This is a genomic window from Coleofasciculus sp. E2-BRE-01, from assembly GCF_040221695.1.
In the GTDB taxonomy this organism is placed as follows: Bacteria; Cyanobacteriota; Cyanobacteriia; order Cyanobacteriales; family Coleofasciculaceae; genus Coleofasciculus.
Map to the genome: position 1 here is coordinate 23692 of NZ_JAVKEA010000208.1, position 19332 is coordinate 43023.

The 19332-nt window shown below is 44.5% G+C and carries 21 protein-coding genes; 15 read left to right on the forward strand and 6 right to left on the reverse strand.

Annotated features, from left to right (window positions below):
- Both RIG66_RS27420 and RIG66_RS27425 read right to left on the reverse strand, forming a co-directional pair.
- Positions 1 to 942 (reverse strand): DUF1822 family protein, encoded by a 942-nt coding sequence (locus RIG66_RS27420; protein WP_446382272.1) that lies wholly within the window; start codon positions 940 to 942, stop codon positions 1 to 3.
- A gap of 20 nt (positions 943 to 962) precedes the next feature.
- The gene (locus RIG66_RS27425) at positions 963 to 1613 is read right to left on the reverse strand and encodes a sigma-70 family RNA polymerase sigma factor (protein ID WP_446382274.1); all 651 of its coding nucleotides are present in this window, start codon (positions 1611 to 1613) and stop codon (positions 963 to 965) included.
- A 345-nt stretch (positions 1614 to 1958) separates the two neighbouring features.
- On the opposite strand from RIG66_RS27425, the gene RIG66_RS27430 reads away from it, so the two are divergent.
- Together RIG66_RS27430 and RIG66_RS27435 are read left to right on the forward strand one after the other, a co-directional pair.
- Positions 1959 to 2201, forward strand: coding sequence for a hypothetical protein (locus RIG66_RS27430; RefSeq protein ID WP_446382276.1), 243 nt, complete (start codon positions 1959 to 1961; stop codon positions 2199 to 2201).
- A 113-nt stretch (positions 2202 to 2314) separates the two neighbouring features.
- Positions 2315 to 2524, forward strand: coding sequence for a DUF6812 domain-containing protein (locus RIG66_RS27435; RefSeq protein WP_446382278.1), 210 nt, complete (start codon positions 2315 to 2317; stop codon positions 2522 to 2524).
- Positions 2525 to 2871: 347 nt separating this feature from the next.
- On the opposite strand, the gene RIG66_RS27440 is transcribed toward RIG66_RS27435, so the two are convergent.
- Both RIG66_RS27440 and RIG66_RS27445 read right to left on the reverse strand, forming a co-directional pair.
- Positions 2872 to 3939, reverse strand: a complete 1068-nt coding sequence (locus RIG66_RS27440; protein ID WP_446382280.1) for a tetratricopeptide repeat protein — start codon at positions 3937 to 3939, stop codon at positions 2872 to 2874.
- A 440-nt stretch (positions 3940 to 4379) separates the two neighbouring features.
- Positions 4380 to 5504 (reverse strand): tetratricopeptide repeat protein, encoded by a 1125-nt coding sequence (locus RIG66_RS27445; protein ID WP_446382282.1) that lies wholly within the window; start codon positions 5502 to 5504, stop codon positions 4380 to 4382.
- 332 nt (positions 5505 to 5836) lie between these two features.
- Here RIG66_RS27445 and RIG66_RS27450 point away from each other — a divergent pair, with 332 nt between their 5' ends.
- The 8 genes from RIG66_RS27450 to RIG66_RS27485 all read left to right on the forward strand — a co-directional run bounded on the left by RIG66_RS27450 (position 5837) and on the right by RIG66_RS27485 (position 11537).
- On the forward strand, positions 5837 to 6307 hold the full coding sequence (locus RIG66_RS27450; RefSeq protein WP_446382283.1) for a hypothetical protein: 471 nt from the start codon (positions 5837 to 5839) through the stop codon (positions 6305 to 6307).
- Positions 6308 to 6589: 282 nt separating this feature from the next.
- Positions 6590 to 6772: a CsbD family protein gene (locus RIG66_RS27455; protein WP_446382285.1), complete on the forward strand. Its 183-nt coding sequence runs from the start codon at positions 6590 to 6592 to the stop codon at positions 6770 to 6772.
- A gap of 190 nt (positions 6773 to 6962) precedes the next feature.
- Complete coding sequence (locus RIG66_RS27460; protein WP_446382287.1) at positions 6963 to 7391, forward strand: hypothetical protein; 429 nt, start codon at positions 6963 to 6965, stop codon at positions 7389 to 7391.
- Between the two features lie 20 nt (positions 7392 to 7411).
- On the forward strand, positions 7412 to 7933 hold the full coding sequence (locus RIG66_RS27465; protein WP_446382289.1) for a hypothetical protein: 522 nt from the start codon (positions 7412 to 7414) through the stop codon (positions 7931 to 7933).
- A 198-nt stretch (positions 7934 to 8131) separates the two neighbouring features.
- Positions 8132 to 9724 carry a SpoIIE family protein phosphatase gene (locus tag RIG66_RS27470; protein ID WP_446382291.1) on the forward strand — a complete coding sequence of 531 codons (1593 nt, stop codon included), beginning with the start codon at positions 8132 to 8134 and terminating at the stop codon, positions 9722 to 9724.
- Positions 9725 to 9742: 18 nt separating this feature from the next.
- Positions 9743 to 9892: a hypothetical protein gene (locus tag RIG66_RS27475; RefSeq protein ID WP_446382293.1), complete on the forward strand. Its 150-nt coding sequence runs from the start codon at positions 9743 to 9745 to the stop codon at positions 9890 to 9892.
- Between the two features lie 633 nt (positions 9893 to 10525).
- Positions 10526 to 11125, forward strand: coding sequence for a DUF6272 family protein (locus RIG66_RS27480; RefSeq protein ID WP_446382295.1), 600 nt, complete (start codon positions 10526 to 10528; stop codon positions 11123 to 11125).
- Positions 11126 to 11183: 58 nt separating this feature from the next.
- Positions 11184 to 11537 carry a slr1659 superfamily regulator gene (locus RIG66_RS27485; protein ID WP_446382297.1) on the forward strand — a complete coding sequence of 118 codons (354 nt, stop codon included), beginning with the start codon at positions 11184 to 11186 and terminating at the stop codon, positions 11535 to 11537.
- A gap of 377 nt (positions 11538 to 11914) precedes the next feature.
- On the opposite strand, the gene RIG66_RS27490 is transcribed toward RIG66_RS27485, so the two are convergent.
- Positions 11915 to 12082 carry a hypothetical protein gene (locus RIG66_RS27490; protein ID WP_446382299.1) on the reverse strand — a complete coding sequence of 56 codons (168 nt, stop codon included), beginning with the start codon at positions 12080 to 12082 and terminating at the stop codon, positions 11915 to 11917.
- A gap of 45 nt (positions 12083 to 12127) precedes the next feature.
- Positions 12128 to 14086, reverse strand: coding sequence for a BamA/TamA family outer membrane protein (locus tag RIG66_RS27495; RefSeq protein ID WP_446382301.1), 1959 nt, complete (start codon positions 14084 to 14086; stop codon positions 12128 to 12130).
- A gap of 287 nt (positions 14087 to 14373) precedes the next feature.
- Here RIG66_RS27495 and RIG66_RS27500 point away from each other — a divergent pair, with 287 nt between their 5' ends.
- From RIG66_RS27500 to RIG66_RS27520, 5 genes are all read left to right on the forward strand, one after another.
- On the forward strand, positions 14374 to 16167 hold the full coding sequence (locus RIG66_RS27500; RefSeq protein WP_446382303.1) for a sodium:solute symporter family protein: 1794 nt from the start codon (positions 14374 to 14376) through the stop codon (positions 16165 to 16167).
- A gap of 51 nt (positions 16168 to 16218) precedes the next feature.
- Positions 16219 to 16383: a hypothetical protein gene (locus RIG66_RS27505; RefSeq protein WP_446369710.1), complete on the forward strand. Its 165-nt coding sequence runs from the start codon at positions 16219 to 16221 to the stop codon at positions 16381 to 16383.
- Positions 16384 to 16830: 447 nt separating this feature from the next.
- Positions 16831 to 17322: a GNAT family N-acetyltransferase gene (locus RIG66_RS27510; RefSeq protein WP_446382305.1), complete on the forward strand. Its 492-nt coding sequence runs from the start codon at positions 16831 to 16833 to the stop codon at positions 17320 to 17322.
- Between the two features lie 144 nt (positions 17323 to 17466).
- On the forward strand, positions 17467 to 18225 hold the full coding sequence (locus RIG66_RS27515; RefSeq protein ID WP_446382307.1) for a HEAT repeat domain-containing protein: 759 nt from the start codon (positions 17467 to 17469) through the stop codon (positions 18223 to 18225).
- Positions 18226 to 18605: 380 nt separating this feature from the next.
- Positions 18606 to 19184: a general stress protein gene (locus tag RIG66_RS27520; RefSeq protein ID WP_446382309.1), complete on the forward strand. Its 579-nt coding sequence runs from the start codon at positions 18606 to 18608 to the stop codon at positions 19182 to 19184.
- The last annotated feature ends 148 nt before the right edge of the window (positions 19185 to 19332 follow it).

Consider the following 19332-nt stretch of genomic DNA (forward strand, 5'->3'; position numbering starts at 1 on the left):
TTAAAGGATAAAGGTTTCCGTCATGCTAATATCAGCTAACGCTACCCTAACTTTGAAGCATTCTCCGGGTTCTCCACTAAACTGTAATTGAATTTGCTTAGTGCTTCTGGCTTCAGCTTGCATCACGGTTTCCCCCGTGTCATCGAGAATCATCAGTCGCAAATTTTTAGGCAAATAGGTTTGACCGTTCGTTGGATATATTTCAACCGAAATATCGAGTTCTGATACGGAGGTTGGTGTCAAATTTATGACTAATATGACTTGTTCATCATCATATCGTCGTCCTAATGTCAGCCGCTTCCCGCGTGTGATTTTCAGATCAGATGGTTCGGATAAGTGGGTGGCTATTTGCGTATACGTTCTAAAATTAAAAGCGAGTTCTGTTGGCGAGGAATCGAATAATGTTTCGACAGTCTGCCAACCAGCATCAAAAATATTTTGTAGCCATTGACTAAGTTGTATCGGTTGTTGAGATGGGTTAATATGGTCTAATAAATATTCCAGTGATATAAGTTGAGTTAGGGGGACTTCCTCGGTTTTAACGCTGGGTAAAAATCCCAGTAACTTGGCTTCAGTTAAGGCTTGATTCAATTCAACTGCTACATAACCAATCCGGTCAGACCACACTTCTGCGGGGATATGACAGCTAGCGGCGTTGGGTAAGACGGGACGGCATTCTAATTTGCCCAGATCTTTAATCAATAAGTCGGCTGTATTAGTCAGGGTTTGCATAATTGGATTCCAACTATCACTCGCCTGCCAGTTTGTCGGAATTTCTAGGCATTGTAGAGAGGTCTTTACAGCATAAACGGCTAACGTATTTAGGTAAACTTGTTTTGCCTTTTTGGGGCAATGCTTTTGGTGAAACTGTTGAGCGATTTGATGGGCTTCTAACGTTAGGGGTACGGTCAGCATTAGGGGTTCATTCGTGGTGTGGAACATTGTATTCTGTGCCTCAGGGATTATGATGATAAGTATTCTCTTAACTTGGGAGTAAATTTAGTTAAGCAACGCTGGTAGAAACTGCTTAAGGTTGAAATCTTAATGCCTAGTTCTTCAGAAATTTCTTTCCAGGAATAACCGGATAAAAGTTTCAAAGCTAAAAATTGGAAGTTGGCGGCGGGCTGATTTGATGTATAGGTTTGATTAAAGAGTCCTTCGGGGTCAGTTTCTAGATAGTGAATAATTTCTTGCGACAGGGAAGGCGTCAACTGCGGATTAACTTCGGCTGGATTGTTTTTCTCTAAGTCATCCAGGGTTAAACGCTTGACTCGTTTGGCATCGACTCCTTTATGCACGGTTGGCATCATAGAACGACTGGCTTCCATAAAGAACCGTTGCTTGAGCAGAAAGTTTACCCATTGTAAAACTTCAAAACTGGGATTATAGTCGTCAATCCTTTCGCAAATATAACAAAATAGGCGTTGCTTGGCTTCATCATAAATATCCTCATAAAATCCATGGAATTGTCCGGGATAGGGACGAGTCAGTTTACCTGACTGCTGAATGACACCCAATAGCTTGGCTAAAGCTTGCTGTCGTTGTTTACTACGGGGAGGATGCTGCTGTGCTTCCTGTGCCAGTTGCTTTAACTGTTGGTCTATGACATTCATCGATAGCGGTAGGGTTGGTACATCAGTTACATGGGATTGCGTTGATACACCGACTTCACTCTGTTCATAGAGGTCTCACGAACTCAGGGGCGATTTTATGCAAGGTGGAACAAATCTTTACAAAAGTTTAACAAAAGCGGCGGGGTAGAGGTGCAGGGGGAGATGGGGGAGATGAGGGAGATGAGGGAGATGAGGGAGATGAGGGAGCCAAGGACGAATGACCAATGACAAATGACCAATGACAAATGACTTATGTAAAGATTTGTAACAAATATCCGACTTTTGCATAAAACTCACCTGCTGAACTTGAGAACCTAATGAAAGGGTAAGATGGGGACTAGAACCATGTTGATTCGTGAGATTGTTCAACAGGCACTAAAGACACGCTATCTCACCAGAGAAGCCGAAGACCAACTGCGACAGCTACTTAGAAGCAAATACGACTCACAAGACCTCCAAGCGTTCATGAATTTGCAAAATGCTGTAATGGAGGGTCAGGTGCAACAAGAGTCCCGCCCTTTTTCAGACAACCTCTTGATTTTCAGGGATGATAATACGGTAATTGTTGATTTGGCAGGAGTGAGTTAATGAGAGAACTGAGAGTTAAAGTTTTAACAGTCAATAACCTTCAAATTATAGGGATACTGACCCTTAGTACCTCCTTAAATTACTATCGTTCCAGTTCTAACATTTCAAATTTGTTGAATAGTTCTCGTAATTTTATTACTCTCACGGATGTAGAAGTGTATAGTGAGCATCAGCATCTCTTGGCAACAATGCCATCTCTTTGTATTAACAAGCCAGCGATCGCTTGTTTATCGAGCGAAGAATCTGAGCAGAATGGTGTTGCATTATCATTGAACACGGCTGTCCAGCCCTCTGAAATGAACAGTGTGGCTGTTTTTTCATAATTGAAAGAGAGTCGAAACTGTTGACATCTCTAGTTAGTAGCGAATTTATTCGCCAATCTTTTTAACTATTAAAATCGTTTTTATGGTAAAGTAATGGACTAGAAGCTGTAGGGCATACGGTGGTTAAACTTTCTGGGGATAAAGCTACAGCATATTTTAGGTTGATGAAGTACAGCCTTAAGCAAGATCCCCGACTTCTTGAAGAAGTCGGAGATCTGTCTGTGTACCTCACTTACTACCAAAAGCGCTGTAACATCCACCGACGATGTAAAACTCTGGCTTCCTATGACGAAAAAATCATCCGCGTCCCTTCACTTCGTTCGAGGGCATGTTTAACCGAGTGAGTGTCAATAGATTAATTGATGAAACCGCTGATCATGGCGAATACTAGCCAAATCAGAGTCATTTTTGGCTAACTCTCGGTATTGATCAGGATTCAGATTGAGAGTTTTTTGCAGATTTTCGATAGCTAGGTCAACATTACCCTGCAAAGCATAACAGCAAGCTTTGTTGTAAAAAGCATTAGCATTGTCGGATTTAAACTCTATGGTTTTGTCGAAACTAGCCAAGGCTTCTGGGTAGTCTCCTAATTGCAAAAGCGCATACCCTCGATTATACCACGCCTCATATTTGTCGGGCTTAATTTTCAGGGCTTCGTCGTAACTCGCTACGGCATCTTGAAAGTATCTTAAGTTCACAAGGGCATTGCCCCGATAATACCAAGAACTGGGTTGTTGATACTTAAGTTTCAGGGCTTCATTATAACTCACCACGGCTTCTGGAAAACGGTCAAGGCGATACAGCGCCCCTCCTCGGTTATTCCAAGCTTCGTGAGCATCGGGTTTAATTTTTAGGGCTTCGTCATAGCTAGCGATGGCTTCTTGGAACTGTTTTAAGTGTACCCAAGCATGTCCTTGATTGTACCAAGCTTCGTATTTATCCGGCTTAATTTTTAGGGCGTCTTGATAGCTAGCGATAGCTTCGAGAAAGCGTTGTAAGCTAAACAAAACATTACCTCGGTTGTACCAACCTTGATGCAGGTTCGGTTTAAGATTTAGAGCATGATCATAGCTAACTTTTGCCGCTTCATATTGTTTTAAATTCACCAACGCATTGCCCCGATTATACCAAGCCGGATAAAAGTCTGGTTGCAAATTTACAGCCTTGTCATAGCTGGCGATCGCCTCTTCATGGCGTCCCGCCTTATCCAGCGCAATTCCCCGGTTATACCACAGTTGATATAAGTCGGGTTCACGTTCTAAAACTTGGTCAACAGTCGCGATCGCTTCTTCAAACTGTCCAGACTGGATCAGTATAATACCCAAGTTATACCACGCTTCGTGGGTTGTGACTTCCAAGGGGTGGTTGTAGCTAACGTTTGCGGCTTGAGGGTTTTCTAGAAGGAGAGTACTCATCGATGTATTTTTTGCTATGAGAGGCTTTTGACCTGGGTTTACAGGTTGTAGCGTTGAGGGGGAACGTTCTCACGATTCTCGATTGAGCGCAATACATTCGGAGTCAGTAAAGAATGTGGGGTTTAGGGTTTAGGGTAGGGCAATCAGAAGCGCGATCGTTCACGGCTTAGGGTTGTCTCCTCACTTGTTTAATCAACGCCTTTACTTGCTTATTCTTCCCTAACTCCCTTAAATCCGGATCAGTTAATAACTTGACAAAAACGGTATGCACATGCTAAATATTGTCATTCAGCTCATTCTCTTGATCCAATTCGGCTTGATTTGATATTGTTATTTTTTAGGATTTAGATTAATGGCTTGTTTTAAGTGGTTCTTAATACCGTTTAATTAAAACCCGTTTAAACGGGTTTTAGCTTTAAGCCGGAACTTGAGTTCCTGGCTTACTTCCCACCTCCAATCATCTTCTGAAACCGCTTATTTTTCCGCAACCGTTCCAAATCCGGGTCAGTTTTAGCCACGGGCAGATATTTCTGTGGATTCACCTTAATCGCCTGTTCAATATAATTCACCGCTAACGTCACCTTCCCCTGGGCGGCATAACAATACCCCTTGTTATAAACCGCATTCACATGATCCGGATTCACTTCTAAAGCCTTGTCAAAACTTGCCATCGCCTCCCGATAGCGTCCCATCTTGACTAAAGCATAGCCACGATTGTCCCACGCTTCATAATTTTCAGGCATACATTCTAACGCCCGATCATAGCTAGCGACAGCATCTTTCAAACGTCCCAATCGCCGCATAGTAAGTCCTCGATTATTCCAGCAATGAGTTTCGTTGGGGTCGAATTCTAACGCTTTCTCGTAGTAGAGTAATGCCTCTTTTTCACGACCCATTTCTGAAATGACGATCCCTTTATTAATCCAACTTCCAATATGATCCGGTTTGAGTTCTAGGGCTTTGTTAAAAGACGCGATCGCATCGTCTCGTTTCTGGAGTTGCATCAACAAACAGCCTTGGTTGTACCAGATTTCTGGGTGATTGGGACTAATTTGCAAGGCTTTGTCAAAACTCTTGAGGGCGGCTTTGTGGCGTCCGACATTGGTTAAGACGTTACCGCGATTACTCCAGGCTTTATCGTAATTGGGATTACAGGCGATCGCTTGATCGAAACTCGCCAGGGCTTCCTTGTTCCGTCCCAGAATCATTAGGGAGGTTCCGCGAGAGTTCCAGGCTTCGGGATGGGCAGGTTCTCGTTCGATCACTTGATCAAAACTCGCGATCGCGGCTTCATGCTTTCCCCAGTCTGACAGAACGATACCACGATTCAGCCAGATGCGGGTATCCTGGGGATTTAACACTCCCGCTTGGTCAAAACTCGCGATCGCCTCTTCATATCGTTGTAGATGTCCTAGGGCGAGTCCTAGCCCTGTCCAAGCCTCCCCATTTTCAGGGGTAAGCTTTACCGCATCCTGGAAAAGGGCGACGGCGGCGTCAAAGTCTCCCCCCTGCAAACAGCGCATTCCTTGTTGAATGATGAATTTAACCGCTTTGGGATCAGTCATAGAAGTAACCTGGGTGATAAGTAGGTGGACACAATAAAAGCTAACGGTGGAGATCGTCATAAGCTAACCATTTCGCGGTATCGCGTAGGTTCTTAGTCGCCCCGACGCAAGCCTCTAGGATACAGAACTGACGCAAGCCTCAATGGTCACAGTCGATTTCTCTCTATCTTTGCAAATCTTTACAAGTTTGTATTGTTTTATACCTATTCGTTAAGATAGATATACGTTTATAATAATTCTAAAAATCTGAGTCAGAGTAGTGATAATGCCCCAAAGGGGGTTAAGTCTCCTACGCCCTAGCCAATGCCGTTAGAAATTTAAAGGAATTGTTTATGGCAAATAACGCCATTAGCCAAAGAAAAGCTAATAGTAAAACGAATAGCCGTACCCAAAAAAAAAGCGAGGAAACACCCATGGCAAAAGAGAAGGAAACGCAATCAACAAAGCTAGCTATTCAAAAGCAGCAAGCTGGAAAAATTTCTCTGGTTGAACCTTCAATCCCTCTACCGGGAAATCGTCCCATAGCCACCAGTTCGCTAAAAGTGAGTGATCAAGGTTCAATAAGGGGGATACGTCCTGTTGATACCAGCGAGTTACAAATTGTTGGCACACTTTCATCCATGGGTGAGCGCCCGATCTCAGCGAGTAACATGCAAATCCGAGATGTCATGGTTGTGTCTGGAAATCGTCCGATTTCTGTGAGTACCCTGCATCTTGAGAACACAGAAATGATTCTGGGAAACCGTCCCATCGCTTCCAATGTCATGGAAGAAGCTGATGAAATAATGGGTTATCTGGATTAACTGTTAGTAAAAATCTATCGTCCAGGTTGTAGATACGTTGCACACGTATCTACAATTTTGTATGGAAGTCTCTAAAAAATGAGTCGTCAACCCAGAGAAGGTATAACCCATTCCTACTTTAGACATAAAGCGGGGATCAAGCTAATCTATCTGTAGATTGACGATTCTAATAAAAAATACAGATATAGTGGACATCAACGGAAAAGAAATTGTCCCCAAAATTATTCATTCTTTAGTTTAGGGGCGAATTCATAATCATCATAATTCGGAGAATTTCAAAATATGAGTACTGAAGATAGAGCTAAAGCAACTGCCGAAAACCTAGAAGGTAAGGCACAGGAAGCCATGAGTAATGTCACGGGTGATCCTGAAGATAAAGCAGAAGGTAAGGCAAAGCAAAATAAAGCTGAAGCTCGTCACGCTGTTGAAGACGTGAAAGACAAAGCCAAAAAAGCCATTGACTAATTGCATTGTCAGGAATAGTAAGCAGGTTGATAGTTTTGTGCGATTGGGAACGCCAAAAAAGCCGTATCTGATTTGAGTCGGCTGATTAACTTCTACCTGCCTTACTAGAATCAGAAGGTCTAGGCAGTCTTGATCTAGACCTTCTGGTTATTTATTGAAAATCCACTAATAGTTTCATCAGGAGGTTGCTGTGAGTTTAGGTAAAAAAACTCGCCAGTTTTTCACGGCTTTGGCTTTAATTTTAGTCCTAGCGACCACATCGGCTTGCCAAGCAAACCAAACCAAAGCAAAAGCGCCAACGGCATTGAATCCCAGTGTCACCTATCAACAATTAGAACGAGGTAATACGGCATCCGGTCAAGAGTTTGGCAGTTGGGTGGTGCAAACGGCAAAGGGATTAGTTAGTGACGCCTACGTGCGCGATAACAATAAGTTAGGGATTGTAATTACCCCTCAAGTTCGTCCGCCAGAGGTTAAGGATTTAGCCCGGTCTTTAGTTCAAGGGTTCCACCAAAATTTTCCGAATCGAGATCTGAAAGTATTGGTATACGCCCCGGATAAAGAACTTATTGTAACAGCGAATTACAATAATCAGTCCAATCAAGTTACGTATCAATAAAAAAAAGGAGATAATAAAGGATGGCAACAAGCGACCAGTATAAACGTCAGATCATGAAGGATTTGGCGGGTGGTAATACCGAATCTCTGGAACCTGTTCCAGAAACACCAGAACAAGAGTATCAAAACTTTGATGACTTTGCTCAACGTTCTTCGCGAGATGAACGACGCCAATTATTTGGCAAATCCCTGCATCCCGATCGCATACCTCCCAGTCAGATGGAACCTGAACTGCGACAGGCGATCGCTCACATTAAACCCAAGGAACGGGATGATGTGGCGCGTGAGTTTTTCAAGCAACTCAAGAAACGCGGATTAAGCGATCGCGACTTGGAAAAGCAACTGGGACTTTCAACTCATCACGCCAGTCGGATGACGGAGGATGATGTGGCTAAACTTGCCACGTTTACCTATCATTCTCATCCGGATATCTTTCAGGACGTTTTAGCCGATCAACCTGCCATTGTCAAATTCCTCAGCAATCCCTTAGTGGGGGCGGTTATGGGGGCAATTGCCTCAAAATGGTTTGGACATCGTCGCTAATCACTTCAATAGTCTTAAGTGTCATTGCCACGAACCTGCATCAGCAGGTTTTTTTATTAGCCATTCAAGGGCTGATACCCAATCCGATGAAGTCATCCCCTTTCCAACTCCAAGGGTGTAGTTAACCCGGATTCTAAGAGAAGCGCTACAGTAAACAGTATCCTTCTATTTGATACTGGGCAACCCCAGGAGTAAACGATGAGTCAGCTATGGCGAAAACTGTGGAATAAATTGAGTTTACTTGTTTATAAACGAATTATTCCGATTTTAACCATTCTATTTTGCGTTGGCGTTGTGGGAGCTTTATTAAGCATGTCCCATCTTTCCTTTGAACTGGTCGAATCACAGGCACTCCAAAATGCTAAAGTTTATGCACAACTGATGAAGAAAGCCCGAACCCTTTATAGCTCAGAAATCGTGAATCGAGCCGAAATGGTGGATGGGATCAGCGTGACTCATAACTATTTGAATCAAGAGGGTGGGATTCCTCTACCTGCAACCTACTTACTAGAACTGAGTCGTGAAATTCGAGAAAAAAAAACTGACATGTCCGTTCGACTCTACAGCGATTATCCATTTCCTTGGCGACGTGACGAAGGGGGACCCAAAAATCAATTTGAATGGGACGCCATCAACTACTTGAAAACCAATCCTAAGCAATCTTTTTTCCGAGTTAAAATCCTTGATGGTGAGCCAACACTACTCTACGCCGAAGCTGATATAATGACCCAAAGCTGTGTCGCTTGTCACAATACATATCCTGGTACCCCTAAAACCGATTGGCAAGTGGGAGATGTACGTGGGGTATTAGAAATCACCCAATCTTTAGAGCAGTTTCAAACCCAAACTCGTACCGGATTACAGGAAACATTTTTGATGCTAGGGGGTTTATCGATTATTGGCATTTCTGGTTTGACCTTATCCATCCGCCGTTTACGCCAGCACTCTAGACAATTACAGCAACAAGTTAGAGAACAAACGATTGATTTAGTCCAAGCGAATGAAGAGATTTCGCGGCTAAACGAGCAACTACAATTAGAAAATCTGCGGATGAGCGCCCAACTGGATATTGCTCGCCAGATGCAGCAAATGATTCTACCTAAACCAGAGGAACTCACCGCAATTGAGAATTTAGATATTGCTGGCTTTATGAAACCAGCCGATGAAGTTGGCGGGGACTACTATGATGTCCTAAACTATGATGGAATTGTCACCATTGGCATTGGTGATGTCACCGGACATGGGTTGGAAAGCGGTATGGTCATGATCATGGTACAAACCGCCATTAGAACGTTGAAAGAAATGCGAGAAACTAATCCGATAAAATTTCTGGATGTTCTCAATCGCACGATTTACCGTAATGTTGAGCGGATGAACTCAGACAAAAATTTGACGCTAGCTATTGCTAACTACGCAGGCGGACGACTGAGTGTGAGTGGACAGCATGAAGAAATGATCGTTGTTCGCTCATCCGGTAAACTGGAACGGATTGATACGATAGATTTAGGATTTCCGATTGGTTTAGATGAAGAAATTTCTCAGTTTATCAATCAAATCTCTGTTCAGTTAAATTGGCAAGATGTCGCCGTGCTTTATACGGATGGCATTACGGAGTCGGAAGATATTAACGGCACGTTTTATGGACTAGAACGGCTGTGTCAGGTGATTCAATGGAATCGACATTTAAGCGCAACGGCTATTCAAGAGGCGGTAATTGCCGATGTCTTGCACTACATTGGTAATCAAAAAATCTATGATGATATTACGTTGCTCGTGATGAAACAGAAATAGATTTAGGAGGAATTAGATATGGCGGGGTTTATGGAACCTGTTGACGAAGTGGAAGGAGACTATTATGATATTCTTCATTACGATGATGGATGTTGTGACTATGGGGTAGCGGGACATGGATTAGAAAGTGGTGTGGTCATGCTGATGGCACAAACGGCAATTAAGTAGGTAGGGACAATTAAAGTGAACGGTAGGGATCGTCATACTCACTTCCCTTGAGAAGAAAGCTATACTGTTCGCGGTCACAAACTGAGCTTTAATCATGCAGAGCGTAACGGAGTTCAGCTCGCGCATCTGGTGAGATTCTAGGCTAACGCCGAGCTTCGTTCAGAATGACAACACGATAACCGTGCGAAGTATACGTTTTAGGTAAGGGTTTGAGGCGTGTTTACAAAGCTTAATCTAGTTAAGTTTATTTCCACCAACCTGCTTAGAACCCTTCGATAGTATAAGTATTCAACCGGACATAATAGTAGACATTGGGGACAGAATTTTGCTCTGCACAGATAAAATAATCGCCACTGATAATTTTCCACAAAAACGGTATAAAAGTGAGCAATTTTGTGAGATCCTAGAGATAGGTTACTCTGGTAAGGCTGCTGCCATTTAAGGATATGTGAGGTCTCAAGGAGATTAACTGATTAGCAAGTTATACAGATTATCTTTATTTATGAAACGAATCGATTACCTAGTTATCACTGCCTATTGTTTAGTCAAATATCATGCCGACTCTACCGCCAAAATTACTATAACCTTATTGGACGAGTTGTGAAAATAAATAATAACTTTTGATTGGACATAATGGCTATGCATAAGATATTTGGAGAATTTCAAGAAAATCTGTCTGATGAACAAGAGTTTTTAATTCTTGGCTTCTCACCGAGTTCCATTCCCATTCAGCAACGCTGGCGCAACAATGGTTTATCGGCTGATTTTGTCGCTGATTACTTGACTACCTTTTTCCCCGCTATTGACGAAGATCCAGACCCTGAGGGAAAGCGAGTTGAAATAAAAGGAGCGGTGAGTTATATCGCTAATGAATTACTGGAAAATGCGATGAAGTTTAATGACGATCATTCATCCTATCCGATTAAATTTGGATTACATATTTTAGATATAGCGACCGAAATTACTTTAGTTTTATTGGCAACTAATAGTGTTTCTAAACAATCCCTTAATAAGTTCCAATCCTTCATTCATGAATTACTCGAATCCGATCTGGATGAACTCTATATCCGTCAGTTGGAAAAAAGTGCTGAAGATGAAACCGGGGCAGCTTCTGGACTAGGGTTATTAACCATGAAAAATGATTATTTTGCCAAGTTAGGTTGGAAATTTGAAACGGTTCAAAAAGAACCCGAAGTGGTTACGGTGACAACGATGGTGCAACTTAAGGTATAGACTCAAAACCTTCAATAAGTATTATCGGCGATTTATAGTTTTAGGAGCTAAATTATTCATGGAAAACCAAAACGTTCAGGGTGAAAATTACCAAGTAATCGGTGATCCAGAAACAGCCACTGTATATTTTAAAGGGTCACTGCGACTGGGTGGAATGAAGGAGTACGAACCGATTATCAAAATCCTCGATGAGATGATTCAGCAAGACCCTTCCCTGATTACCTTAAACCTGCGAGAGCTAGAATTCCTCAATAGTTCAGGAATTAGCATGTTATCTAAATTTGTCTTGAATGTACGCAAAAAGAAGACGATCCAGATCGAAATTAAAGGCTCCGATAAAATTCCTTGGCAAGGAAAATCGTTAAAGAATTTACAGCGATTAATGCCAGGATTAAAGTTGGAGTTGGAATAATTATAGCCCCGATTTATAACAGGCGTTGGTGTTCTCGTAGGGGCGACCCGCCGCATCCAATTAACACCGCCCAACCCTTAATTTGATCGGGTCGCCCTCCGCCTGGTATGGGGAATTATCTAACACCGGGTACAAATGTAGGGGCGACCCGCCGCACACAATTAACACTACCCAACCCTTAATTTAATCGGGTCGCCCTCCGCCTGGTATCGGGAATTATCTAACACGGGGTACAAATGTAGGGGCGACCCGCCGCACACAATTAACACTACCCAACCCTTAATTTGATCGGGTCGCCCTCCGCCTGGTATGGGGAATTATCTAACACCGCATTTAGAAAAGGGCGAGTCGAGACAAGTTAATTCTCACACCGCCTACTATGTGCAGCGACTCGCCCCTACAACCGCGATAATCGCCCCTACAACCGCGATAATCCCAATAATCCCAATAATCCCAATAATCCCAATAATCCCAATAATCCCAATAATCCCAATAATCCCAATAATCCCAATAATCCCAATAATCCCAATAATCCCGACAATCATGACAAAGGTAACTAAACCCGCCCTTCTTGGACACCATTTTAAGGCTTAAAATCGTTGACCCAAACCAAACTGGACTCGGCTATCTCCTTGGTCATTAAATCCTAAATCGGCGCGAATGATACCCACAGGGGAATTGACGCGCAATCCCGCACCGTAACCAAACCCACTTCCCGGTTTACCCCGCACCACACCCGGTTCTCCCGGTACGGTTTCACTCGAACCCAAATCCGATGCAAAGTCAGCAAAAACAACCGCGCCCACTGGATTGAAGATGGGAATCCGATACTCCGCCGACGCTAACACATAACTGCGCCCTGTTCCGACATCTCCTGTACCGTAGCCTCGCACCGAATTTTGACCGCCGAGGTTAAAGGCGTTGTAGGGGGGTAAATCACCAATCGTGGTTCCTCCCTGAACGTTAAATGCCAAGACTTCTTGACTATTGCCATTAAAGACATCAACAGGAACATACTGGGAGTAGTTTGCCTCCAGCCGATTCATCAAAATACTACCATTACCAATCGGTACAGACTGTTCCGTACTCAGACGCACCAGAGAACCTTGGGTGGGATTGACAGGATTGTCTCGTTTATCCCGCGTCACTCCAGCAGAAACGGTAACTAAATCATCAATTCCGTTATCGCTGAAGGAGAGACGATTCCCGAATTCATCAACTGCATTAATTTTGCCCTCACTATCGCGGATACTGGTGCGGGTATAGTTGACGCCTACCGACGCATCCCATTCCTGATTCACGGGTTTGGATAAGCTTACACCACCGCCAAACTGTCCTTCACGGGGATCATCCCCATTCGCGAGATCAACATCATCATCGAATGTTTGGGATACAGTACGACGCCGAAACGTATTCACGTTATATCCGGGTTGTTCTGGATTACTAGCCCGATAGGGTCTACCATAGTTGCCATCAAACTGGAAATCACGACGGCTAAACTGTATATTCAATCCCAGTTTCTGGTTAACACCACCAAGATTAAAGTCGTTATAGCTGAGAGTGCCAAAAACACCACTGTCATTGCTATATCCTGCACCAGCATTGACGCCACGAGCTGATCGTTCGATCAGATTGTAAATAACATCGACGTTTCTCGCATCACCATTCAGGGAAATGTCTACCTGCTCAAATAATCCCAATTGGTAAAGCTGTTGCAAGTCTTGGCGAACAACCTCTACATTAAAGACTTGACCGGGTTGTAGGTTCAATTCGCGATCGATGAAATCCTCGCGAGTTCGTCCGTCTGTGGGTTCGCCTTCTTCGTCGAGGAAGCGGAAATTAATGTCACTGACGACGCCTTCGGCTACTTCAACCGTAATCACACCATCGGATGTCGATCGCACGTCTAAAACCTGTGCCAAGATATAGCCATTGTCTTCATACCATTGTTCTAACTGTTGTATCCCTTGACGTAGGCTAGCGGGACTAACGGGTTGACCCAATTGCGGATTAAAAATAGAATTAGCCACATCTGGGGTGAGAACCTGGTTACCGGATAGTTCGAGCGATCGCGCGATAACGGGTTCAACTTGATAAACTACCTCCCAGCCAGTGGAGTTAGCGGTTGGCGTGACACTGGCGTTAGCAAAGAACCCTGTATTTAAAATCGCTTGAATATCCTGATCCAATTGACTTTGACTGGTTTGACCCCCTGGACGAGTGCTAATCGTTTTTAATACAAGCTGCTGCAATTCTTCCGACACACCAACGACTTGCACGTCTGTGGCGAGAACAACTAAATCGTTAGACCGTTGAGATTGATTTAGGGTGGGAACAGATTGGGCAAATTCTGGGGTTGGCGTCGCTTCTGGAGAGGCGACGGTTCTAGGGGAAGGCGTGGCTGAGGTGGCTTCTGTGGGTACAACATAGTTTCTGGTTTCCGATGGTGGGTTAGTTGTCGGGGAATCGGGAGTCGCCATCGCTTGCTGAGTTAAATCGCTACCCACCAGCACAGCCAAAGTGGAAAAGGCAACAGCTCTATATAGCATAAAATTAGCCTCAATCGTCCGTTCGTTAGTGAAAATTGTCTTACGTTTGGTTAACCTGACCGAGGCTAAACCTGTGGAGTTCCAACCGATGTGCCACCTTTCTATCTGACACAATCTGTGTAGGGGCGGGTTTCACTATTATCGTTTTTTACCTCACCCAGATATGAATAAACCCGCCCCGACTAAGTTGAGAGAGGTTGATCAAACATGAAAATCTAACCTCTAAAATTATCTGACCTAAAAGCGATGTATCATATCAAATTCAGGTCAAACGTTATCGCAAAAGTATGCAACAGGTTGATTGGTTGATTGTCCTGCTCTACCTGATTGGTTCAATGGGCTTAGGACTTTATCTCTCACGCAAAGCATCAGGGAGTTTGGTCGATTTTTTCGTCTCCGGGCGATCGCTTCCTTGGTGGTTAGCGGGTACAAGTATGGCGGCGACGACGTTTTCTATTGATACACCCCTTTATATTGCCGGGGTTGTGGGTAATCGAGGAATTGCCGGAAACTGGGAATGGTGGAGTTTTGGCATCGCCCATTTGGTGATGATTTATATCTTTGCCCGATTGTGGCGACGTTCGGAAATTGTCACCGACGCGGAATTGACTGAACTGCGTTATGGCGGACGAACAGCCGCAATTTTACGGGGAACCAAAGCCTTTTTATTTGCCGTACCGATTAACTGTATTGCCATTGGCTACGCTATGCTTGCCATGATTAAAGTGGTGGATGCCTTAGAACTTTGGCAGAGTTTGGGGATTGAACCGGGGGAAAACCTGAAAATTTTGAGTGTGGTTGGTGTTAGCATTTTGGTTTTAATTTACTCAAGTTTTGCGGGGCTTTGGGGTGTAGTCACTACCGATTTTTTCCAGTTCTTTTTAGCGCTATTTGGGGCAATTGTTGTCGCGATCGCGGCTGTGAGTCATGTCGGTGGAATTCATGTCCTTGTGCCCAAAGTGCAGCAGATAACCGGACATGATATTTTATCCTTTTTTCCGATAACTGATAATTTCCGCTGGAGTGAAACCGCTGGAATTACCGCGAGTACCTTTTTTGCCTATATCTTTCTCCAGTGGTGGACATTTCGTCGTAGTGATGGCGGCGGGGAATTCGTGCAACGTCTAGCGGCGTCTAAGGATGAAGCGGAGGCAGAAAAAGCCGCGTGGTTATTTAATATTCTCCATTATGTAATCAGAACTTGGCCCTGGATACTCGTGGCGTTGGTGGCGATTGTCGTCTATCCCGATTTATCCGACCGAGAATTGGGGTATCCGAAACTGATGTTAGATTTCCTACCCCCGGTGATGTTGGGGTTAGTGGTTACGTCTCTACTGGCTGCGTTTATGAGTACGGTATCCACCTCGATTAACTGGGGCGCATCTTATTTAACCAATGATCTGTATCAGCGCTTTATCAGACCGAATGCTCAACAGTCAGAGTTGGTATTAGCGGGGCGGATTGCTTCAGTGGTGGTGACGGCATTAGGGGCGATAGCGGCGTTCTTTTCTCAGGATGTGGCAACCGTATTTCGGTTAGTGATTGCCATTGGCACTGGTCCTGGCTTAGTCTTAATCCTACGCTGGTTTTGGTGGCGAATTAACGCCATAGCTGAACTGACGGCAATGGTGGGTGGGTTTATTGTCGGGTTAACCACCAGTATCGTCCCGATTATCCAGATTGAGGAGTTTGGTTTGCGTCTATTGGTGACGACAGTTATTACCAGTGTGTTATGGATTACAGCCATGTTAGTGACGCCGCCAGAATCGGAGGCAACTCTAGATGAATTTTATCGTCGGGTGCGTCCAGCCGGTCCCGGTTGGCAACGTCAACAGGAAAGCACGGGATTACTACCGATTCAAAACCTGGGACAGGATATTAAACGGGTATTTGCCGCCATTTTATTGTTGTTTGGTACTATGTTTGCGATCGGAGGATTTCTGCTGCTACAACCCCTGACGGGTTGGGTGTCCCTCGTCATCGCTGTGGGTGGGGCAATGTTGCTGCGTCAGCTTAATCGGAAAAAAGCTGTACCAATGCCCAGACCGGGATTAGATGATCAAGACGATGATTCCAAGTAGTTATAAGATAGATAACAATGGCGTTACAAATCTTTATCCTATTGGATACCTATGTCTATTTTCCGTCAGTATATTGCCCCTTTTTTGATCGTCTTAGTCTTTGTCGTCGCGTTACTTGCCGTTAGCGCTCGCATCTTTTTGCCCAATGATATGGCAGCGCCTGCACCTATTGAAGATGCAAATTCAGTGAGTATGAGGGGATTGGGGATGTTTTGAGTATTGAGTGTGTAGGGGCGGGTTTAGGGACTTTCGTCTCGCTGTTGATGATATAGCAACCGCCACAACGGTTAGGACACTAGGCATAGCTCAAGACAATACATGGCATTGATCTTAATGTCCTAATGACCCTGGCGACTGCTATAACTGTTGTTCAAAACCCGCTCGTGTTGAATTTTGAGTTTTAACCCTTCGCGTCGCACCGCTATCCGGGAAAATGTATCATTGCTCCCCCAGCTTCCAGACGCGCCATGGCACGTCTCTACATTGCTCCCCCACACCACTTATTCAGCAGCCCCTAACTCCCCCAGCTTCCCCTGCTCGCCATCGTTCCACCTTACCTTTTACCTGAAAAAGGGCGGGTTTAGTTCAGTTGAGGTTGTCTGCGAAACGTTATCGGTAAAACCCGCCCCTACAACCACACCCCTGCTCCCTTATTGCGATCAGATGCGTACATCATTAATACCGGGCTATCAGCTACGAGTTGGCTCTCGACTGGAAAAGGCAACCTTGTTGAAGTTTCTCCAACTGAGTTATCAAGAACTTTTCCCGCAACAGCAGGATTTTTCTCATTTAGACGAGACAATACGGCGGTATTTTTGTCAAGACACACCGTTATGGTGGGTAGACGTAGCCAATCCTGAAGGTGACGCCGCACCATCAAATCAACCTGTCGCTGGTTTATGGCTGGGAAATGCCGTTGATCAGGTAAGCGGCGATCGCCATGCCCATGTTTTTTTACTCTACGTGATGCCAGAGCATCGGCGTCAGGGTATTGGTTCGGCACTGATGTATCATGCTGAAAACTGGGCTAGAGTTCGGGGCGATCGCCAAATTGGGTTGCAAGTGTTTGAGTCAAATCCATCGGCTGTGCGCCTTTATGATAAGTTAGGGTTCCAAACCCAGTCCCTTTGGATGGTGAAACCGCTGTCTGGATAAGAGTTCTGAGTGTTGACGCTTCACTTTTTCCCAAGGCATACTTTTGAGTGCGAGAATGTTCAGATGGATAAGTTGACAAAGGAAAAATAACAAATAACAAAGGACATAGGACAAATAACCGCTGAATAAGATATTTTTTTAAATATGTATGATAATAACGAGCTAAGATTAATCGAGGCGGCAGGTGAGCTAGACAGCCCTCTGGATGAAATCGAGCCAATTGATGACCACGCAGAAGAGACTCAACCCGATCCAGAAGCAATGCTGGCTCTGCTAACCGCCCCAGAAACGCCCCAACGGATGCTGGCGGCGCGTGCTTTTTGTGAACTTCAAGATGAACGGGCAATTCCCCATCTGATTAATTTATTAAACGATGTCTGTCCGTTGGTACGGGTTAGTGCAGCTTATGCATTAGGACGCAATCCTGATCCAACAGCCGTAGATCCTTTAATAGAGCAACTGAACCGGGATTGGAATGGGTATGTGCGTAAAGGGGTTGTTTGGGCATTAGGCAATTGTCGCGATCGCAAAGCATTGCCCAGCTTGATTGATGCCTTATGTACAGATATCTCTGCCGTGCGTTTGTGGGCAGCAAGTTCCCTGGCACAGATGGCAAAGCTAGACTATGAGGATATCGTCGCCTGTGTTCCCCCATTAATTACTGCCTTAAAGCAGGACCCCATGGCAGCAGTACGCAGTAACTGTGCTTGGTCATTAGGACAGCTTTGTCGAGAACTACCCTCTAATGCTATCTATGCAGGTGCAGTTGACGGTTTAATTGAAGCCTTTGCCGAAGATGAAGATATGGGCGTGCAGGAAGATGCAAAAGCGGCTCTGTTGAGAGTGGGCGATCCCCGTGCCTTGCAGATGATTGAGGAAATTGAAATAGACGGATTGTTTTAGGGGATTTGTCATTGGTCATTGGTCATTGGTCATTTGTCATTTGTCATTCGTCATACTCGCTTCCCTTCAGAAGCAAGCTACGTCTTATTTTCTTTGTTGAAGGTGACTTGCACTCTAATCGGGGCGGGCGCGAGTGATATCAGGGTGACAACCTTCCCGTTAATGGTAAAACCCGCCCCTACACGCTCTCCCTCTGCTCCCTCTGCTTCCCCTGCTTCCCCTGCTCTCTATTCCCTATTGCCTATCAACAGCTTCTCTCTACAGACTGATGAACTTTTTGTGTTCTCTTACCAAAATAGAAAGGTGAATAAAAACGCAACAATAATCCGAGTCCTGCATTCTGACAGGTTGATCGGTTTTGAAGTATAGGGAGAAAAAATATGGCTGTAGCACAATCACAATTAAGACATGCAATTGGCGTCTTTCCTAGTCGTCAACAGGCAGAAAATGCGCTCATGGAACTCAGAGATAGAGGATTTGATCTGGATCGAGTTTCCGTGATTGCTAAAGACGCCAGCCTCAATGAGAAAATTGGCGGTACGGATCTCCATAAAAGCGGTGGCAACCAAGCAGGAGAAGGCGCAAAAGCGGGTGCTGCTGCTGGCGGTACTGTAGGCGGTTTCCTCGGTTTAATTGGTGGTCTAGGCGTATTAGCAATTCCTGGAGTCGGTGTAGCTACAGAATTAGGAGTTGTTTTAGCGAATACCCTCTTAGGAGGCGTTATTGGTGGCGCTGGTGGTGGTTTAGTTGGTGCTTTGATTGGTTGGGGAATCCCCGAAGATGCTGCTAAACATTATGATGAACGAGTTTCCGTTGGCGATTATGTGGTTATTGTAGAGGGTACAGAAACCGAGATCCTGAATATGCAACCCATTTTCCAAAATCGAGGCATTCAGGATTGGGCTATCTATAATGCACCTGGCGTCAACACCAATCCTCAAATGGGCAGCAGGGTGTAGGTCGAAGGATGGGCAATGTTCATCATCCAATAAGACTTAAGAAACGGTGGGGATAAGTCCTCACCGTTTGTTTTAATCTGAAGTTCCCTCATACAGATGTACTCTACCCAGGCTAAAGCCTTATATTGTAATGGTTTGAGCGCTCAAG